General features: G+C 58.3%; 17 protein-coding genes. 9 read left to right on the top strand and 8 right to left on the bottom strand.

Features of this window, described 5'->3' with window-relative positions; translation table 11 throughout:
• Window positions 1-191: 191 nt before the first annotated feature.
• Together NHF56_RS13170 and NHF56_RS13175 are read left to right on the top strand one after the other, a co-directional pair.
• On the top strand, window positions 192-1,115 hold the full coding sequence (locus NHF56_RS13170) for a TSUP family transporter (protein WP_252805252.1): 924 nt from the start codon (window positions 192-194) through the stop codon (window positions 1,113-1,115).
• Window positions 1,115-1,927, top strand: a complete 813-nt coding sequence (locus tag NHF56_RS13175; protein ID WP_373456312.1) for a TIGR02186 family protein — start codon at window positions 1,115-1,117, stop codon at window positions 1,925-1,927. The genes NHF56_RS13170 and NHF56_RS13175 overlap by 1 nt, the downstream gene beginning before the upstream one ends.
• On the opposite strand, the gene pdeM is transcribed toward NHF56_RS13175, so the two are convergent.
• From pdeM to NHF56_RS13200, 5 genes are all read right to left on the bottom strand, one after another.
• Window positions 1,928-2,650, bottom strand: a complete 723-nt coding sequence (gene pdeM, locus NHF56_RS13180) for a ligase-associated DNA damage response endonuclease PdeM (protein ID WP_252805255.1) — start codon at window positions 2,648-2,650, stop codon at window positions 1,928-1,930. It abuts the gene before it with no gap.
• 29 nt (window positions 2,651-2,679) lie between these two features.
• A complete protein-coding gene (locus tag NHF56_RS13185; protein WP_252805258.1) occupies window positions 2,680-5,175 on the bottom strand; it encodes a ligase-associated DNA damage response DEXH box helicase in 2,496 nt (831 codons plus the stop codon).
• Between the two features lie 60 nt (window positions 5,176-5,235).
• The gene (locus tag NHF56_RS13190) at window positions 5,236-5,865 is read right to left on the bottom strand and encodes a YitT family protein (RefSeq protein ID WP_252805260.1); all 630 of its coding nucleotides are present in this window, start codon (window positions 5,863-5,865) and stop codon (window positions 5,236-5,238) included.
• 15 nt (window positions 5,866-5,880) lie between these two features.
• Window positions 5,881-6,537 carry a YitT family protein gene (locus NHF56_RS13195; RefSeq protein ID WP_373456305.1) on the bottom strand — a complete coding sequence of 219 codons (657 nt, stop codon included), beginning with the start codon at window positions 6,535-6,537 and terminating at the stop codon, window positions 5,881-5,883.
• A 97-nt stretch (window positions 6,538-6,634) separates the two neighbouring features.
• A complete protein-coding gene (locus NHF56_RS13200) occupies window positions 6,635-7,579 on the bottom strand; it encodes a methyltransferase (protein ID WP_252805262.1) in 945 nt (314 codons plus the stop codon).
• A gap of 150 nt (window positions 7,580-7,729) precedes the next feature.
• On the opposite strand from NHF56_RS13200, the gene NHF56_RS13205 reads away from it, so the two are divergent.
• The 3 genes from NHF56_RS13205 (at window position 7,730) to NHF56_RS13215 (ending at window position 9,927) form a co-directional block, all read left to right on the top strand.
• Window positions 7,730-7,996 carry a DUF6460 domain-containing protein gene (locus tag NHF56_RS13205; protein ID WP_252805264.1) on the top strand — a complete coding sequence of 89 codons (267 nt, stop codon included), beginning with the start codon at window positions 7,730-7,732 and terminating at the stop codon, window positions 7,994-7,996.
• Window positions 7,997-7,999: 3 nt separating this feature from the next.
• Complete coding sequence (locus NHF56_RS13210; protein WP_252805266.1) at window positions 8,000-8,491, top strand: CAP domain-containing protein; 492 nt, start codon at window positions 8,000-8,002, stop codon at window positions 8,489-8,491.
• Window positions 8,492-8,607: 116 nt separating this feature from the next.
• Window positions 8,608-9,927 carry an MATE family efflux transporter gene (locus NHF56_RS13215; protein ID WP_252805268.1) on the top strand — a complete coding sequence of 440 codons (1,320 nt, stop codon included), beginning with the start codon at window positions 8,608-8,610 and terminating at the stop codon, window positions 9,925-9,927.
• Here NHF56_RS13215 and NHF56_RS13220 read toward each other — a convergent pair.
• Both NHF56_RS13220 and NHF56_RS13225 read right to left on the bottom strand, forming a co-directional pair.
• Complete coding sequence (locus tag NHF56_RS13220; protein WP_252805270.1) at window positions 9,912-10,997, bottom strand: quinone-dependent dihydroorotate dehydrogenase; 1,086 nt, start codon at window positions 10,995-10,997, stop codon at window positions 9,912-9,914. The genes NHF56_RS13215 and NHF56_RS13220 overlap by 16 nt on opposite strands.
• Window positions 10,997-11,347 (bottom strand): DUF952 domain-containing protein, encoded by a 351-nt coding sequence (locus tag NHF56_RS13225; RefSeq protein WP_252805272.1) that lies wholly within the window; start codon window positions 11,345-11,347, stop codon window positions 10,997-10,999. Before NHF56_RS13225 ends, NHF56_RS13220 begins: the two co-directional genes overlap by 1 nt.
• 111 nt (window positions 11,348-11,458) lie before the next feature.
• On the opposite strand from NHF56_RS13225, the gene NHF56_RS13230 reads away from it, so the two are divergent.
• The 4 genes from NHF56_RS13230 (at window position 11,459) to NHF56_RS13245 (ending at window position 13,897) form a co-directional block, all read left to right on the top strand.
• Entirely contained in the window at window positions 11,459-11,878 is a 420-nt protein-coding gene (locus NHF56_RS13230; protein WP_252805274.1) for a hypothetical protein, read from the top strand.
• Between the two features lie 71 nt (window positions 11,879-11,949).
• Window positions 11,950-12,594, top strand: coding sequence for a response regulator (locus NHF56_RS13235; protein WP_252805276.1), 645 nt, complete (start codon window positions 11,950-11,952; stop codon window positions 12,592-12,594).
• 139 nt (window positions 12,595-12,733) lie between these two features.
• Window positions 12,734-13,399, top strand: coding sequence for a helix-turn-helix transcriptional regulator (locus NHF56_RS13240; protein WP_252805278.1), 666 nt, complete (start codon window positions 12,734-12,736; stop codon window positions 13,397-13,399).
• A gap of 84 nt (window positions 13,400-13,483) precedes the next feature.
• On the top strand, window positions 13,484-13,897 hold the full coding sequence (locus NHF56_RS13245; protein WP_252805280.1) for a tellurite resistance TerB family protein: 414 nt from the start codon (window positions 13,484-13,486) through the stop codon (window positions 13,895-13,897).
• Here NHF56_RS13245 and NHF56_RS13250 read toward each other — a convergent pair whose 3' ends face one another.
• Entirely contained in the window at window positions 13,898-14,713 is an 816-nt protein-coding gene (locus NHF56_RS13250; RefSeq protein ID WP_252805282.1) for a transporter substrate-binding domain-containing protein, read from the bottom strand.
• Window positions 14,714-14,941: the final 228 nt, after the last annotated feature.

Raw genomic sequence — 14,941 nt, forward strand, 5'->3', positions numbered from 1 at the left:
ACCAAATAGTGCGTTGACATATGGTCTTAGCGGTAGCACAAGGGTGGTCACGGTTGGCATCAGCCGGAAAATCCATACTGAGTAAAAGCCTCCTCCCGCGGCCTCCGCTTCGGGTGGCATTGCTCATAAAAATTTAGCGGAATTTTTCCATCGCGAAAATCGTGGGACAGTTCCGGCCTGAGGTTGTCCCCGTGTCACTTTACCTCCCGATTGCGGAAATGTCGGTCAACATCTTTGTCATTTTGGGCATGGGTGCGGCTGTCGGGTTCTTATCGGGCATGTTCGGTGTTGGCGGCGGCTTTCTCATTACGCCGCTTCTCATTTTCTACAATGTGCCGCCGGCCATTGCCGTTGCCACGGGCGCGAGCCAGGTTGTTGCATCGTCGATTTCCGGTGCCATCACGCATTTCAGGCGTGGATCGCTGGATTTCAAACTGGGAACGATGCTTCTGGTCTCCGGCCTCATCGGTTCCACAATCGGCATCGGTATCTTCGCGTGGTTGCGTGAGCTTGGCCTTCTCGACCTGCTCATTTCATTGGGTTATGTCCTGCTTCTCGGCATCGTCGGCTCTTTGATGCTCACGGAGAGCATCCGTGCCATCCGCCGCGCCTCCAAAAACGGCCCCACGAGCCTGCGCAAACCCGGCCAGCACAATTGGATCCACCGGCTGCCGTTCAAGATGCGGTTCAAGAAGTCCAAGGTTTATATCAGCGTCGTGCCGATCGCGGCGCTTGGGATGCTGATCGGCATTCTGACGTCTGTCATGGGTATTGGCGGCGGCTTCATCATGGTGCCGGCGATGATCTACCTGTTGAGAATCCCCACCAGCGTGGTTGTCGGCACATCACTCTACCAGATCGTCTTCGTCACGGCCTACACAACCATGATCCAGGCCACGGCAAACCACACGGTGGATATCGGCCTTGCGAGCGTCTTGATGGTGGCAAGCGTTGTGGGTGCGCAATACGGTGTGCGCGTCGGTCAACGCCTCAAGGCCGAACAGCTTCGTGCGCTGCTTGCGCTGCTGGTTCTTGCTGTTGGCGTGCGTCTTGCCATTGATCTCGTGATCGAACCGAAAGACGTTTACTCGATTGTCGAAGGGAGCAGCACATGATGCGTATCTGCTCTCCCATCGTCGCAACCACGTTTTTCCTTTCCGCCGGTTCTGTCTTTGGAGCTGAGCCCCTTTCCGGGCCGCCTGTCAATGTGACAAGCCTTCAGGAAACGATCGATATCGGCGTTTCAACCAATGAAATCGCGATCGCGTCCAATTTCTCCGGCGCGGACATCACGGTCTTTGGAGCCATCGGCAATACCGATCCCCTGCTTCAGGAAATCGGTCAGTATGACATCGTCGTCACCCTTGAGGGGCCGACCGAGGACATTACTGTTCACAAGAAAAGGCGGGTTTTCGGGATCTGGATCAATACAGAATCCATGCGGTTTCTCGATGTTCCGACCTCGTTTTCCATGGCCAGCACGCGCGCCGAGAGCAGCGCGCTTGTGCCGCTTCAATATGGCGACATAGAAGCCAATGTCGACAGCATCAACCTGCGGAAGGTGCGCTTCGGCGGCGGCTCAGTGGATGTTGACGCTTTCCGGGAAGCCTTGCGGCGTCAGAAAATCAACTCCGGTCTTTATCAGGAGCGCCCCGGCTCGATCCGCTTCATCAGCGGCAATCTGTTCCGCGCAACGCTGCGCCTGCCTGCGGATGTTCCAAATGGTGTCCACACGCTGCATGCCTATCTCTTCAAAAGCGGGCAGTTCGTCACGCAGCGCAACCTGCCACTGCGCGTGGTCAAGACCGGTGCAGAACAGGCAGTGACCGACGCGGCAATGAACCATTCCTTCTTCTATGGTGCGTTTGTGGTGCTGCTGGCCGGCATCACTGGCTGGCTCGCCTCGATCATCTTCCGCCGCGACTGATCAGCCGGAAAGATTGGCATAGGCGACAGCATACACCCTGTCGCGGCTCATCATATGCGCCACCAGCCGTTCTTTTGCGAAAAGGCCCTTGAAGGCGGCGTGCGTGAGATTTAAGCCGCCGGACATCACCCCGAATGAGGGCATGAGGAGGCGTGTTCCATCCGTTGCAAAACAGGGTCTGCGGACCGCCTTTTCGCGGCGGCGCACTGTTGCAGCGGGGTGAAGATGGCCGGCAACTTCACCGGCTGCCACTCCCCTCGACGGCTCATGGCGGAAGGTCAAGCCACCAAAGAGCAGGCTTTCCGCCACCGTTCCGGGCAGGTTGTCCACGCCCTCGGGGTCATGATTGCCGGTGATCCATATCCACTCGCGCCCCTGCGCCATGTTTTCGATCATCACGCGATAGGCATCCGGCATCAGGCTCGAACCGGGCTGATCATGAAAATTGTCGCCCAGCGAAATGACGATGGAGGGGTTATAGCGATTGATCACCGCATCCAGGATCTTCAGCGTTGCGCCGGTGTCATAGGGCGGCAGCAATCGTCCGCGGCGGGCAAAGGCGGCCCCCTTTTCCAGATGCAGATCGGACACGACAAGCAATCCCAGTGCGGGCGCATAAAGCGCGCCCATGGGGTCACACAGGCATTCGACCCCGTTGACCTCGGTGAGCGTTGCCGCGTTTGCATCAAACTCTGTCTGTTGCGCCAGCCTCAGCCGGTTCATTGTGTCCTCGTTCTCTTCGGGCCACCGGCCTAAACACTTGCCTGCATCGCATCCATGATCAGGTCTTCGGCAGCCTCCGCCAGCAGGCTTTCCTGCGCCTCGCCCTGCACCGTTTCGCGCCCGATTTCCAAAAGCACGGGAACGGCAAGCGGTGAAATCCGGTCAAGGGCCTTGTGCAGGATATGCCCCTTGATTCGGTTCAGCATAGCGCCGAGACGGGCAATATCCAACAGACCCGCCGCAGCCTCCTGCCGCGTTGCCTGCAAAAGAATGTGATCCGGTTCATGACTACGCAGCACGTCGTAAATCAGATCGGCGGAAACGGTCACTTGCCGTCCTGTCTTTTCCTGACCGGGATGGCGGCGCTCTATCAGGCCCGCTATCACGGCGCAATTGCGAAAGGTGCGTTTCAGCATCCAGCTTTCATTCAGCCATGCTTCCAGATCGTCGCCCAGCATGTCTTCGTCGAACAGTTCGGAGAGGCGGAGACGGCCTAAGCGGATCATCGCACCCATATCCTCCAGCCCCCAGATGGCCAGCGAATAATCGGTGGCCACAAAGCCCAAAGGTTTGGCACCCATTCGGTCCAGCCGCCGGGTCAGAAGCATGCCGCAGGTCTGATGCGCCAGCCGCCCCTCGAACGGGTAGATCACCATGAAAAAGCGGCTTGCGCGCGGAAAGGTCTCCACCAGCATCTGGTCACGCGCAGGCAGGACGGAAACCTCCTTTTGCACCTCCAGCCAATCGCGCACCTGCTCGGGCAGGCCAACCCATTGTTCGGAGCCGGACAAGAGCTTGCGCACGCCATCGGCCAGATAGGTGGAAAGCGGAAACTTGCCACCCGCATAGGCTGGAATTTTCGGGTCGGACGAATAGGCAGTACTGACCAGGCACTCGTTTTCCCGTATGCCCTCGAACCGCAGAACCTTGCCGCCGAACAGGAACGTATCGCCCTGGCTCAAGGCTTCCAGAAAATACTCCTCCACCTTGCCAAGCACCGCTCCACCGCGGCCGAGCGATCCGAGCTTGTTGCGCTTGACCAGCCGGACATTCAGCATGGGCATTTCAACAATCGTGCCGATGTTCAGCCGGTATTGCTGCGCTGTTTGCGGGTTGGCCACGCGCCAGGTTCCATCGGCTCTCTGGCGGATTTTGGCGTACCGCTCGTAACTCTTGAGCGCATAACCACCCGTTGCCGCAAAATCGAGTACGCGGTCGAAGGTTTCACGATCCAGCCATGAATAGGGTAGCGCGCTTGTGACTTCCTCATAAAGATCGTCAGCATGGAAGGGGTCGGCGCAGGCCATGCCCAGGACATGCTGCGCCAGCACATCCAGAGCGCCCTCGCCCGAAGGCGGGGTGTCCTGCGCGTTGATGTAGTTGGCATCCAGCGCTGCCTGGCATTCCAGCACTTCAAACCGATTGGCCGGCACCAGAATGGCGCGGCTCGGCTCATCCATGCGGTGGTTGGCGCGGCCGATGCGCTGGGCAAGCCGGCTTGCCCCCTTCGGTGCGCCTGCATGGATCACCAGATCGACATCGCCCCAGTCGATCCCAAGATCAAGCGTTGAGGTCGCCACCACCGCCCGCAATTTGTTTTCCGCCATTGCCGCTTCCACCTTGCGGCGCTGGCCCACATCCAGCGAACCATGATGGAGCGCAATGGGCAGGCTATCGTCGTTGATGGTCCACAGTTCCTGAAAGAGCAGTTCGGCCTGCGAGCGTGTGTTCACGAAAATCAGCGTCGTTTTATGCGCCTTGATTTCCTCATAGATCACCGGCACCGCGTAACGCGCCGAATGGCCAGACCAGGGGATGCGGTCTTCAGACCGCAGGATGGTGATCAGGGGTCGTGCGCCGCCTGCCGCAGTCACCAATGCCGCATGGTTCGGCCCATCGGCCTTTTGCGGCACCAGCCAGCTTTGCAGGTCCATCGGATCCGCAACGGTTGCCGAGAGGCCAATTGCCTTGAGGTCCGGCGCATGTTGCCTGAGCCGCGCCAGACCCAGCGCCAGCAGATGGCCACGCTTGGAGGTCACCAGCGAATGCAGTTCGTCCAGCACCACATATTTCAGATCGCGAAAGAAGCGCGCCGCATCATCGCTGGCAATCAGCAGAGCGAGCTGTTCGGGCGTTGTCAACAGAATATCCGGTGGACGCTGCTTCTGCCGCTGGCGCTTGTGCTGCGGCGTGTCGCCGGTGCGGTTTTCAATGGTGACGGCTAGGTTCATCTCGCGCACCGGCTTCATGAGATTGCGCTCGATATCGACAGCCAGCGCCTTGAGCGGCGAGATGTAAAGGGTGTGAATGCCGGTAAAGGCTGATCCCGGAGGAATAGGGCCGCGCGCTTCAAGATCGGTCAAAGACGGCAGGAAACCCGCAAGCGTTTTACCTGCACCGGTTGGCGCGATGAGAAGCGCGGATGCCCCACCGCGAACCTTTCCCAGAAGTTCCAGCTGATGGGCGCGCGGCTGCCACCCCTTTCCCGCAAACCATTGCCGGAAAGTCTCGGGTAGCAAATCCATCGCGCTTGCAGAATCATCACTCACGCAGGCGACGGTAATGCCAAAACGATCGGAACGGAACTATCGGGCGATATAACGGTCGTTGCGATGGTTGATCGCCAGGATAAAATTCATCACCACGGCACCGGCGACCGAGCAGATAATGATGTATGGCGTTGCAACAAGAAAGGAGAAGGCAAGTACGGTCAGGTCCAGCGCCAGCTGCACATAACCGGCCTTCCAGTTCAGGCGCTCCTGCAGATAGAGTGCCAGGATACCGAAACCACCGAGGCTTGCCCGGTGGCGGAATAGCGCCAGCATTGCCGCGCCGATGATCAAGCCACCGAAGAGCGCTGCCACGAGCGGCTCGATACTGGAAAAGGCAACATTACGGTGCAGCAGGTCGGAGAGCACAGAGGTCAGCGAAACGGCAGCAAATGTCTTCAACGTAAAGCCGAGCCCCAGCCGTTTCCACGCCAGATAATAGAACGGTAGATTGACGATGAAGAAGACTGTACCAAACGTGTAGCCGGTCAGATAATGGATGAGGAATGCAACCCCTGCCGTTCCACCCGTCAGCAAACCACCCGTTGAAAGAAGCAGCACGCCAAAGGAGGCCATGGCCGCGCCGGCGAGAATGCCTTGTGCATCCTCAAGGGCAGAATGCTGGTCAGAGGTGGATTTCAAATAATCGGAAAAGGGTTTGCTCATTCACTCAAATCAATTTCATCTAATAGCAATATAGCGGTCTGCACGGTGGTTGATGGCCACAAACATGTTCATCGTGACAGCGCCGATAACGGATGCCATTACCACACGCGGGTCAAGGAGCAGAAGCGCGATCACCAGGATAATCCCGTCAAAAATCATCTGGGTCAGGCCAGCGCGAAAGCCGGTCTTTTCCTGAAGATAGACACCCAGAATGCCGACACCGCCAAGGCTTGCCCGGTGACGGTAAAGCGCCAGAAGCCCGAACCCCAGCAGCAGACCGCCCAGGAAGGCCGACCACAGAGCATTGATATCGGAAATATGCAGAAAGCGGCTTTGCACGTCCGTCAGAAGCGAGGTGAGTGCGATCGCCACGAATGTCTTGATCGTAAAGACCTTGCCCACACGCCGCCAGGACAGAAAATAAAAAGGCAGGTTCACCAGAAAGAAGAGAGAACCGAGGCTGAAGCCGCTCGTGTAATGCACCAGGAAAGCAAGACCTGCCGTGCCGCCGGTCAATAGGCCAGCCTGATTGAGGAAAAAGAGCCCGAGCGACGCAACAATTGCGCCGAAGGCTATCCCTTGCACATCTTCAATCAGCGTGTGCCGTGAAGGGTTGTCGTTCCAGATTGTCAGTAGCTCATTCAGGTTCAGGTGCGGCATGGTGCGGTCCATTGGTTTGACTGACCACAATTGTGCAGCGCACCATGCCAAAGATCAAGGAAAATATGTAAGCATTGCTGACCTATTTTGGGCGCGCCGCGCAACAAAATTACGCATTGGCCATGTTCTGCGAAAGGAACAGAATTCCCTTCACCGGAGCCCCCGCATCCCAGCGGATATCGAGCTTTTCTGTCACCACGGGACGGAACCCGTAACGCACCGCCAGCGCTTCGATATAGGCGGGCGAATGGGCATAGCGCATGGAGGGCAGCAATGTGAAATCATCACCCGTCAGCGCCAGCTCAGCGGAAAATGCAAAATGGCCGAGCGGGTGCATGATCTTGCGCGCGAGCTGAAACAGCGGCTCAAGGTCACCCAAATACATCACAACATCGGCAGCCGCCAGAAGATCGGCGCGACCCGGCTGAAGCCCGTCGGTGAAGAGGCGTTCTTCATCGGCTCCCAGCGAAAGGTCGGCCTGAGACAGATAATCGTAGAGGCCCTTTTCTTCGGCCTTGGCGAGCATATTGGCCGAAAGGTCGAAACCTTCGAGCCGACGCGTGTGTTCGCGCACGCGCGCTCCAAAAAGGCCGGTTCCGCATCCGAGATCAACGGTGCAGGCAAATTGTTCGCCCGCACGCGCCTGCACCAGCTCTGCCAACTTCTCGGGTACGCGGTAATGCAGCTTGCCGAGAAGCGCATCTTCAAACCGGTCGGCATAATCATCGAAAAGCTGTTCGACATAGGAGACCGGCGGCTGATCGGGTACATCCAGCTCACCCAGGAGCGAAAGCTTCAGCACCGCGCCAAAAATGTCATCTTCGCTATTGGCCAAGACCTTGCGGAAGGCGTTTGCCGCTTCCGGCCTGTTGTTGCCCTTCTGCCAATATTCGCCCGCGAGAAACCAGCCCGCCGCCCAATTCGGTGCCATTTCAAGCGCCTGGCCCATCAGGTCGGCGGCTGAAAGAAAATCGCCGCTTTCGGCGAGCATACGTGCATATTCGGCCCGGCGGTCTGCGATCAGATCGCCGGAGGACAGAGCGTGTGTGTTCATGGGGTGCGTTTTCCGGTCGAGTGCCGCCTATATGCGCCCGTTTTGCCAAAATTCAAGCGAAATCTTCTGCTCAAAAGCCCGCATCCCTAAAACTTGCAGTCGCGTCACGAAACGCCTATTTGACAGGGACTGGATAAGGAGCACCGCCCCATGAGCGAGCAGGTCAACAAGTTTCTCGGCGATAGTCCCTTTCGCGTTCTCATCAAGCTGATTGCCGTGTCGATCTTTGTCGGCTTCATCATGAGCGCGTTCGGCTGGTATCCGATGGATATTTTCTGGACGATCCGGGATTTCTTCTTCGATCTGTGGCGGCAGGGCTTCCAGGCGCTTGGCGCCATCGGCGATTACTTCCTCCTCGGTGCGGCCATCGTCATTCCGGCCTTCATCATCATCCGCATCATGAATTACCGCCGATAATCCATGCATTTTGCCAGCCGCCGTAATTTTCTCATTCTGTCCGGCTTTGCTGCGGCTGCCGGGCTGTCATCCTGCAGTTCCATTTTCGATCTCAAACCATCGAAAATACCTGCTCAGGATGAGACCGAAGCGGCCCTGCCTCTGGTGAACGCGCTGCGCGCGAAAAACGATTTGCCACCACTGCGCTTTGATGCGGCCGCAGCCCGCGCCGCAGCCGATCAGGCTGTGCGCATGGCAGCGCATGGCAAGATGGAGCATAATATCGGCTTTGGCGCGGATTTCGCAAAACGCATGAAGGGCATGGATGTGACGCTTCCGGCGGCAGAAAACATTGCTACGGGTCAGGATAGCGTTGATCGCGCCGTTGATGCCTGGATCAACTCGCACAAACATCTCGTGAATATGCTGGGCAACTATAAGGGTCTTGGCGTGGCTGTCGCGCAAAACAGTGCATCGGGCAACCGGCCCTATTGGGCCATGGTGCTGTCCAACTAGAATCAGAAGCTCGAAGCGGGCCTCTGTCGGCCCAAGGCGCAATATTTACAAACGTCAGAATCGTGTATGAATAGCGCCGCGACTGATCCATTTCCCCATTGCTCCCCGAGGCGCCGATGACTGAAATGCCCTACCGGGTCACCCACCGGCTGGTTCTTTCCATTGCCATTCCCATGACCATCGGTTTCGTGACCACGCCCCTGCTCGGCTTGACCGACACGGCGGTGATTGGTCAGACAGGGCGGGCAGCCGATCTTGCGGGTCTTGGCGTCGCGGCGGTCATTTTCGATCTGGTCTTTTCGCTCATCAGCTTCATCCGCACCTCCACCACGGCCTTTGTCGCCCAGGCGCTTGGTCGGCGCGACGAAACCGAGCAGCAGGCGGTCTTCTGGCGCGCCTCGCTCTCCGGCCTCATTGGCGGTATTGCCATCATTCTCCTCGGCTCCGTCATCCTCTATCTCGGGCTCCGGCTGATTGCGCCCGAACCGGCGGCAGCGGCCGTCGCCAGCACCTATTTCTACATCCGCGTGCTGTCGAGCCCCTTCCGCTTCGTCAATGATGCGCTGCTTGGCTATGTGCTGGGTCGCGGCCATGGGAACTGGGCGCTTGGCCTGCAGATCCTCATCAACGGCACCAATATTGCGCTTTCGGTGCTCCTCGGCCTGACACTGGAATGGGGTGTGAGCGGGGTTGCATGGGGCACAGTGCTTGCCGAACTCACCGGTGCGCTGGTTGGTCTTGCCGTTGTCATTCCCGGTTTCCGTCGCATGGCAAACCCTGCCCTGGCGCAGATTTTCGAGCGAACAAAACTGCTCGCCCTCTTTGCCATCAACCGCGATATCATGATCAGAAGCCTGCTGCTCGTCGGCTCGTTCGCATTGATGACGCGGGCGGGCGCACAGCTTGGAACCGACATTCTCGCCGCCAATGCACTGCTGATGAATTTCTTCATGATTGCCGCCTTCTTCCTCGACGGCATGGCAGCGGCTGCCGAACAGATTGCCGGGCGAGCCGTTGGAGCGCTTGATCGCCCCTCATTCGGTGATGCGGTGCGGCTGACCCTTGTCTGGTCGCTTGGTCTATCCGCGCTGCTGGCCGTCGCCTTTCTTGCGCTTGGCGATGATGTCATCGCCTTTCTCACGACTGCTGAACATGTTCGTGCGGTGGCCGGAACCTATCTGCCCTGGATGGCGCTGACAGCGCTCACCGGCGCGCTGGCCTTCCAGATGGATGGCGTTTTCATGGGCACGGCATGGTCGGCGGAAATGCGCAACATGATGATCCTGTCCTTCATCGCGTTTTGCGCGGTCCTGTGGTTTGCCGCACCCATCTGGGGCAATCATGGGGTCTGGGCAGCACTCAACCTGTTTCTGGCCGCGCGCGGGCTCACACTCGCCGCCATTCTGCCCTGGAAGATGCGTCAGATATTTCCCTGAGCCCATTGATCGGTCTTGGTGTCGCGCAGCACGCTGATTGCGGAAAGCCCCTCGCGGTCTGCGAGAGAAGAGAGCCCCCGCACAATCGCTCCCGGCAGAGTAGGCCCTTCATACACCATGCAGGAATAAAGCTGCACGAGATCGGCACCCGCGCGGATTTTTTCAGCCGCCGTTTCAGCGTCGTGGACGCCGCCAGCACCGATGATCGGCATATCCTTGCCCACGCGCTTGCGCATCTTGGCAAGCACCGTGGTGGAAAGTGCAAAAAGCGGCTTGCCCGAAAGTCCCCCCGCCTCGCCAGCAAGCTTCGTATCCGAAAGCCCGTCCCGCTTGAGCGTCGTGTTGGACACAATCAGCCCGTCCAGTTTGCGGGCAAGCGCCACTTCGGCAATGTCGTCCAGTCCGCCTTCGGTCATGTCTGGCGCAATCTTTAAGAAAACCGGCACCGTCTTACCAGCCTTTGCGGCTTCCTCATCACGCGCGCCCAGCACTGCGGACAGCAGCGCATCCAGGCTTTCGCGGTCCTGGAGATTGCGCAGACCCGGCGTGTTGGGTGAGGAAATATTGGCGGTGAAGTAGCGCGCCACGCTGTAAAACGTGCGGATACCGGCGACATAGTCGGCCACCCGGTCTTCGCTGTCCTTGTTGGCCCCGATATTGACGCCGACCATGAGCGCCTTGTTCAGCCTCTTGAGGCGTGCAAGTGCGGCTGCATGACCTTCATTGTTGAAGCCCATGCGGTTGATCACCGCCATGTCTTGCGTCAGCCGGAAAAGGCGGGGCTTCGGATTGCCGTCTTGCGGCTTCGGCGTCAGGGTTCCAACTTCGGTGAAGCCGAAACCAAGCTTGAGGATTTCAGCGGGCACTTGCGCATTCTTGTCGTAGCCAGCGGCAAGGCCGAGCGGATTTTCAAAATGAAGACCGGCAACATCAACGGCCAGGCGCGGATCCGGCTTTGGTCCGCAAACCGGCAGAAGGCCGGATTTCAAACCGCTGATGGAAACGCCGTGGGCGGTTTCCGGATCAAGTGTGAAGAGCGCCTTGCGCGCAAATGTCGAGATCAGGCTCATCAAGCATCCAACTCTGGGAAGATATGTTTACCGTCGGTCCCAAGCGGGAGCGGCTTTTCCCACAACACTGCATCCAGCGGCAGTGCGGCATAGAGATGCGGAAAAAGATCGCCGCCGCGGGAGGGTTCATAGCGCAGCGCCTCACCCAGCATTGCGCCCTCAACGGCGACCAGAAGAAGACCATCCTGACCGACAAAGTGCAGCTCGGCGGTGCGTCTTGCCTGTGCGGCAGTGGAAAAATGGATGAACCCGTCCTGCAGGTCGATCGCCGCCCCCTCGAACCGTCCGGCATTGCGTGCCGCCTGCCAAAGCGTTTCCGGCACGATCTTGTAAATGCGCGTATCCGTCACCCTGAGCCCTTCCCTTGTCGTCAAGTCTCTGACCCAATCATGTTATAATCACGATCAGCGGCCTGCCGGGCATAAGCCATGGCAGGCCATGGTTGGCAAGAGGAGATATCCATGAAACCCCTGTTCTTTGGCACCGCATTCGCCGCACCCCTGCTCGGCGCGGTTTTGTTCTTCACCAGCTCTTCTCAGGCTCAGGAGATGGCGCGCTACCAGCTTCAGCCCACACCAGAAGGCTTGGTCCGGCTCGACACGCACACCGGTGAACTTGCCTATTGCCGGGAGGTTGCAGGTGCGCTTGAATGCACGCAGGCGCAAAGCGACGCGGCACTTCTCAAGCGGATTGAAGCGCTTGAGAAACGCATTGCCGTCCTTGAAAGACAAAGCCCCGCCGATGACCTGCCGTCTGATGCGGAACTTGAAAAAGGCTTTTCGATCATGGAAAAATTCATGCGGCGTTTCAAAGGTCTTGCCGAGGAGTTCAACGAGCAGGAAAAACAACCCAATCACGACACACTTCCGCAAAAGACCTGAACGTGTATATTATACGAAGCTCATGCGTTGAAAAGCGCATTGACGCTGCTCTTGGGAGGGGGCTCTTGGCAGTGGAACTCACTATAATCATAGCGGATGATCATCCGCTTTTTCGCGGCGCTTTGCGGCAGGCCGTGTGCGGGTTGGAACCGACGCCGGCCATCGTCGAGGCGGATGATCTGGACAGCGCCCGACGCGCCGTTGCCGAACATTCCGACGCCGACATTCTGCTTCTCGATCTTGCCATGCCCGGCATGAACGGATTGACGGGGCTGATCTCGCTACGTTCGGAATATCCCGGCCTTCCCGTCGTCATCGTTTCCGCCAATGAAGATCAGGCCACCATCCGCCGCGTCTTCGAACTCGGCGTTGCCGGTTTCATTCCCAAGTCATCGGGCATCGAGGACATTCGCGCTGCACTCACAAAAGTGCTCGAAGGTGGGGTTGCCGAACCGGAAGATTTCGTCGCCGGGCGCGACCATGACCCGGAAATCGAAGACCTTCTGCAGCGTCTGCAAACGCTGACCCCGCAACAGACCCGAGTTCTCGGCATGCTGTGCGAAGGGCTTCTCAACAAACAGATCGCCTATGAACTCGGCGTTTCGGAGGCCACCATCAAGGCCCATGTTTCGGCCATCCTTCTCAAGCTCAATGTCGACAGCCGCACCCAGGCCGTCATCCAGCTTTCCAAAATCACGCAATTGCAAAGCGCTTGAGATAAAATCCGCGGGCAGAACGCGCATTTTGTGAGGATTTTATTCCTGTTTGACTTTACTCGCCGTCCCGGCTTCGCTAGTGTCGCACCGTTCGCGCGCGCGCTTCGCCCGCACGTTTCAACACCGGGGCTACTGATCCATGATTTCACATGACGGCATATGGGGAGCCATCGACGCGCTGGCCGCACGCTACGATCTGTCGCCCTCCGGGCTTGCCCGCCGCGCCGGTCTCGACCCGACCTCGTTCAACAAATCAAAGCGGCTGAGTTCGGATGGCCGCCTGCGCTGGCCGTCGACCGAGTCGCTTTCCAAGATCCTGGATGCCACCGGCGCCAGTCTTGAGGAATTCATGGCGCTGGTTTCGCGCAACACGCCCAATGACGGCCTGCCGTCTGGCGCATTTCCGCCGCAACAGCCTTCCATTCCGCTGCTTGGCTTTGCCCAGGCCGGGGCCGGCGGCTTTTTCGACGATGGTGGTTTCCCCGCCGGTCAGGGCTGGGACGTGGTCGATTTCCCCACCTCGCCGGAAAAGAAGCCCGGCGTCTACGCGCTCGAGGTTCAAGGCGACAGCATGATGCCGCTTTACCGCGACGGCGATGTTCTCATCGTCGAACCCGGCGCGCAGGTGCGACGTGGCGACCGTGTCGTGGTCAAGACCCGCGAAGGCGAGGTCATGGCAAAGGTTCTCATGCGCCAGAGCCCCAAGACAATCGAACTCCTGTCGATCAATCCCGAACATGAAAATCGGGTTTTCGACATGCAGGATGTGGAATGGGTGGCGCGGATCATCTGGGCCAGCCAATAGGAAATTATTCCCGTTTTGCGATATCTTGAAGCCGCGGCCAAATCGCCCTATCTCCATCGTCAGCATCAATGAGAAACAGTAGACATGGCCAAACAGACGACAATCGAAGAAGCCCTCATCTATGTGATGATCATGACATCCGCCTCCGACCGCGCCATGAGCGATGCGGAACTTGCCCGTATCGGCAGGCTGACCCGCTTTCTCCCGGTCTTTGAGGATTTCGACGACGAGAAGCTGATTGAGGTTTCGCGCGATTGCACCACGCTGATCAACGGCCCGGAGGGGCTCGACATTCTCCTGGAGGTCATCAAGGACACGCTGCCCGAGCGGCTTTACGACACAGCCTATGCACTGGCCGTCGAAATCGCTGCCGCCGACCAGGTGCTGCGCGCCGAGGAACTGCGTGTTTTACAATTGCTGCGCGACCGGCTCGGCCTTGACCGGCTGATCACAACAGCCATCGAACGGGCCGCCATTGCCCGTTTCCGCAAAGCCTAATCAAAGCCCGGCGGGAAAATAGCGGATATAAAGCTCATCCAGCGTTCCGTTGGCGGCCAGCGCTACCAGCGCCGCATCGAAAGCCTTGGCGAGCGGCTGGTCCTTGCGGGTCATGATGGTCATGCCTTCGCCGAGGAAATAGCGCGAATAATAAGGCCCGCCCAGCGCCCGGCAGCATCCGTCGGCCGCCTTGCTGTTGCGCCAGAACTCAGCCTGCAGGCCTGAGGTGAAAGCGGCCGGAATATCCCCCGTTTTCAACGCCTCGAACATCAGTTGCCGTGTTTCAAATGGTTTTGCCTTCAGGGCCGGGAAGAATGCCTTGAGCATGCCCGCTTCGGCAGAGGTGGCAATCACCCCGATCTCGCTCTTTTTCAAGTCTTCGGGTTTTTCAACATTTCCGGCCTTTTCCGCATTTGCCAGAAAGCGCGCCGGCAGCGCCATATAGGAACGGCTGAAGTCGAAACGTTCGCGCAATTTCGCTGTCACCGCCACGCCGGCGATCACTGCTTCGCCTGCGCGTGCATCCAATGCGCCTTCGAGTTCACCAAATGGCAGCACCTGGATCTGGCACTTGTCTTCCACCTTCAACTCGCGGCAAATCGCCCGCACGAGATCGATATTGAAGCCGGAAAGCTTTCCGCTTGCATCGGCAAAACTGAAGGGCGGGAAATCCGCCGTTGTCAAAAAGCGGATCCGCGGGACATTGGAAATATCAGGAATGGCACGATGTTCCTGAACGTTGACTGTCAGCGGCAGACCATCGGCCCGTGCGACCGGACCCCCAAAAAACACGGAAAGCGCGAAAAAAACGATCATTTTAGTTAAAAACCCCTTAATTTTTAGAGGTTTCAATCGCGCAAAGCTTGCTATTCTTTCCAGCATATTTTGTTTCTTTTCCGTGAGTATTGCGTTGTTTTTCTTTACACGACAAAAAGCGCATCATCCCGCAAGCTCTGATCCGGCGAATCCCGCCGGCGACCTGTCTTTCAGACTAACAACGGCGCGGAAAAATAAACAAGGTCTCAAATCCGGACGCCCTTTTGC

The sequence above is a fragment of the Rhizobium sp. L1K21 genome (assembly GCF_024055895.1).
Classification (GTDB): domain Bacteria; phylum Pseudomonadota; class Alphaproteobacteria; order Rhizobiales; family Rhizobiaceae; genus Ensifer_A.

Coding starts and splice junctions, on each gene's coding strand:
- NHF56_RS13205 (WP_252805264.1), top strand. CDS start 7,730: ATGAGCGAGCAGGTCAACAAGTTTCTCGGCGATAGTCCCTTTCGCGTT.
- NHF56_RS13215 (WP_252805268.1), top strand. CDS start 8,608: ATGACTGAAATGCCCTACCGGGTCACCCACCGGCTGGTTCTTTCCATT.
- NHF56_RS13220 (WP_252805270.1), bottom strand. CDS start 10,997: ATGAGCCTGATCTCGACATTTGCGCGCAAGGCGCTCTTCACACTTGAT.
- NHF56_RS13240 (WP_252805278.1), top strand. CDS start 12,734: ATGATTTCACATGACGGCATATGGGGAGCCATCGACGCGCTGGCCGCA.
- NHF56_RS13185 (WP_252805258.1), bottom strand. CDS start 5,175: ATGGATTTGCTACCCGAGACTTTCCGGCAATGGTTTGCGGGAAAGGGG.
- NHF56_RS13190 (WP_252805260.1), bottom strand. CDS start 5,865: ATGAGCAAACCCTTTTCCGATTATTTGAAATCCACCTCTGACCAGCAT.
- NHF56_RS13245 (WP_252805280.1), top strand. CDS start 13,484: ATGGCCAAACAGACGACAATCGAAGAAGCCCTCATCTATGTGATGATC.
- pdeM (WP_252805255.1), bottom strand. CDS start 2,650: ATGAACCGGCTGAGGCTGGCGCAACAGACAGAGTTTGATGCAAACGCG.
- NHF56_RS13200 (WP_252805262.1), bottom strand. CDS start 7,579: ATGAACACACACGCTCTGTCCTCCGGCGATCTGATCGCAGACCGCCGG.
- NHF56_RS13210 (WP_252805266.1), top strand. CDS start 8,000: ATGCATTTTGCCAGCCGCCGTAATTTTCTCATTCTGTCCGGCTTTGCT.
- NHF56_RS13230 (WP_252805274.1), top strand. CDS start 11,459: ATGAAACCCCTGTTCTTTGGCACCGCATTCGCCGCACCCCTGCTCGGC.
- NHF56_RS13175 (WP_373456312.1), top strand. CDS start 1,115: ATGCGTATCTGCTCTCCCATCGTCGCAACCACGTTTTTCCTTTCCGCC.
- NHF56_RS13250 (WP_252805282.1), bottom strand. CDS start 14,713: ATGATCGTTTTTTTCGCGCTTTCCGTGTTTTTTGGGGGTCCGGTCGCA.
- NHF56_RS13195 (WP_373456305.1), bottom strand. CDS start 6,537: ATGGACCGCACCATGCCGCACCTGAACCTGAATGAGCTACTGACAATC.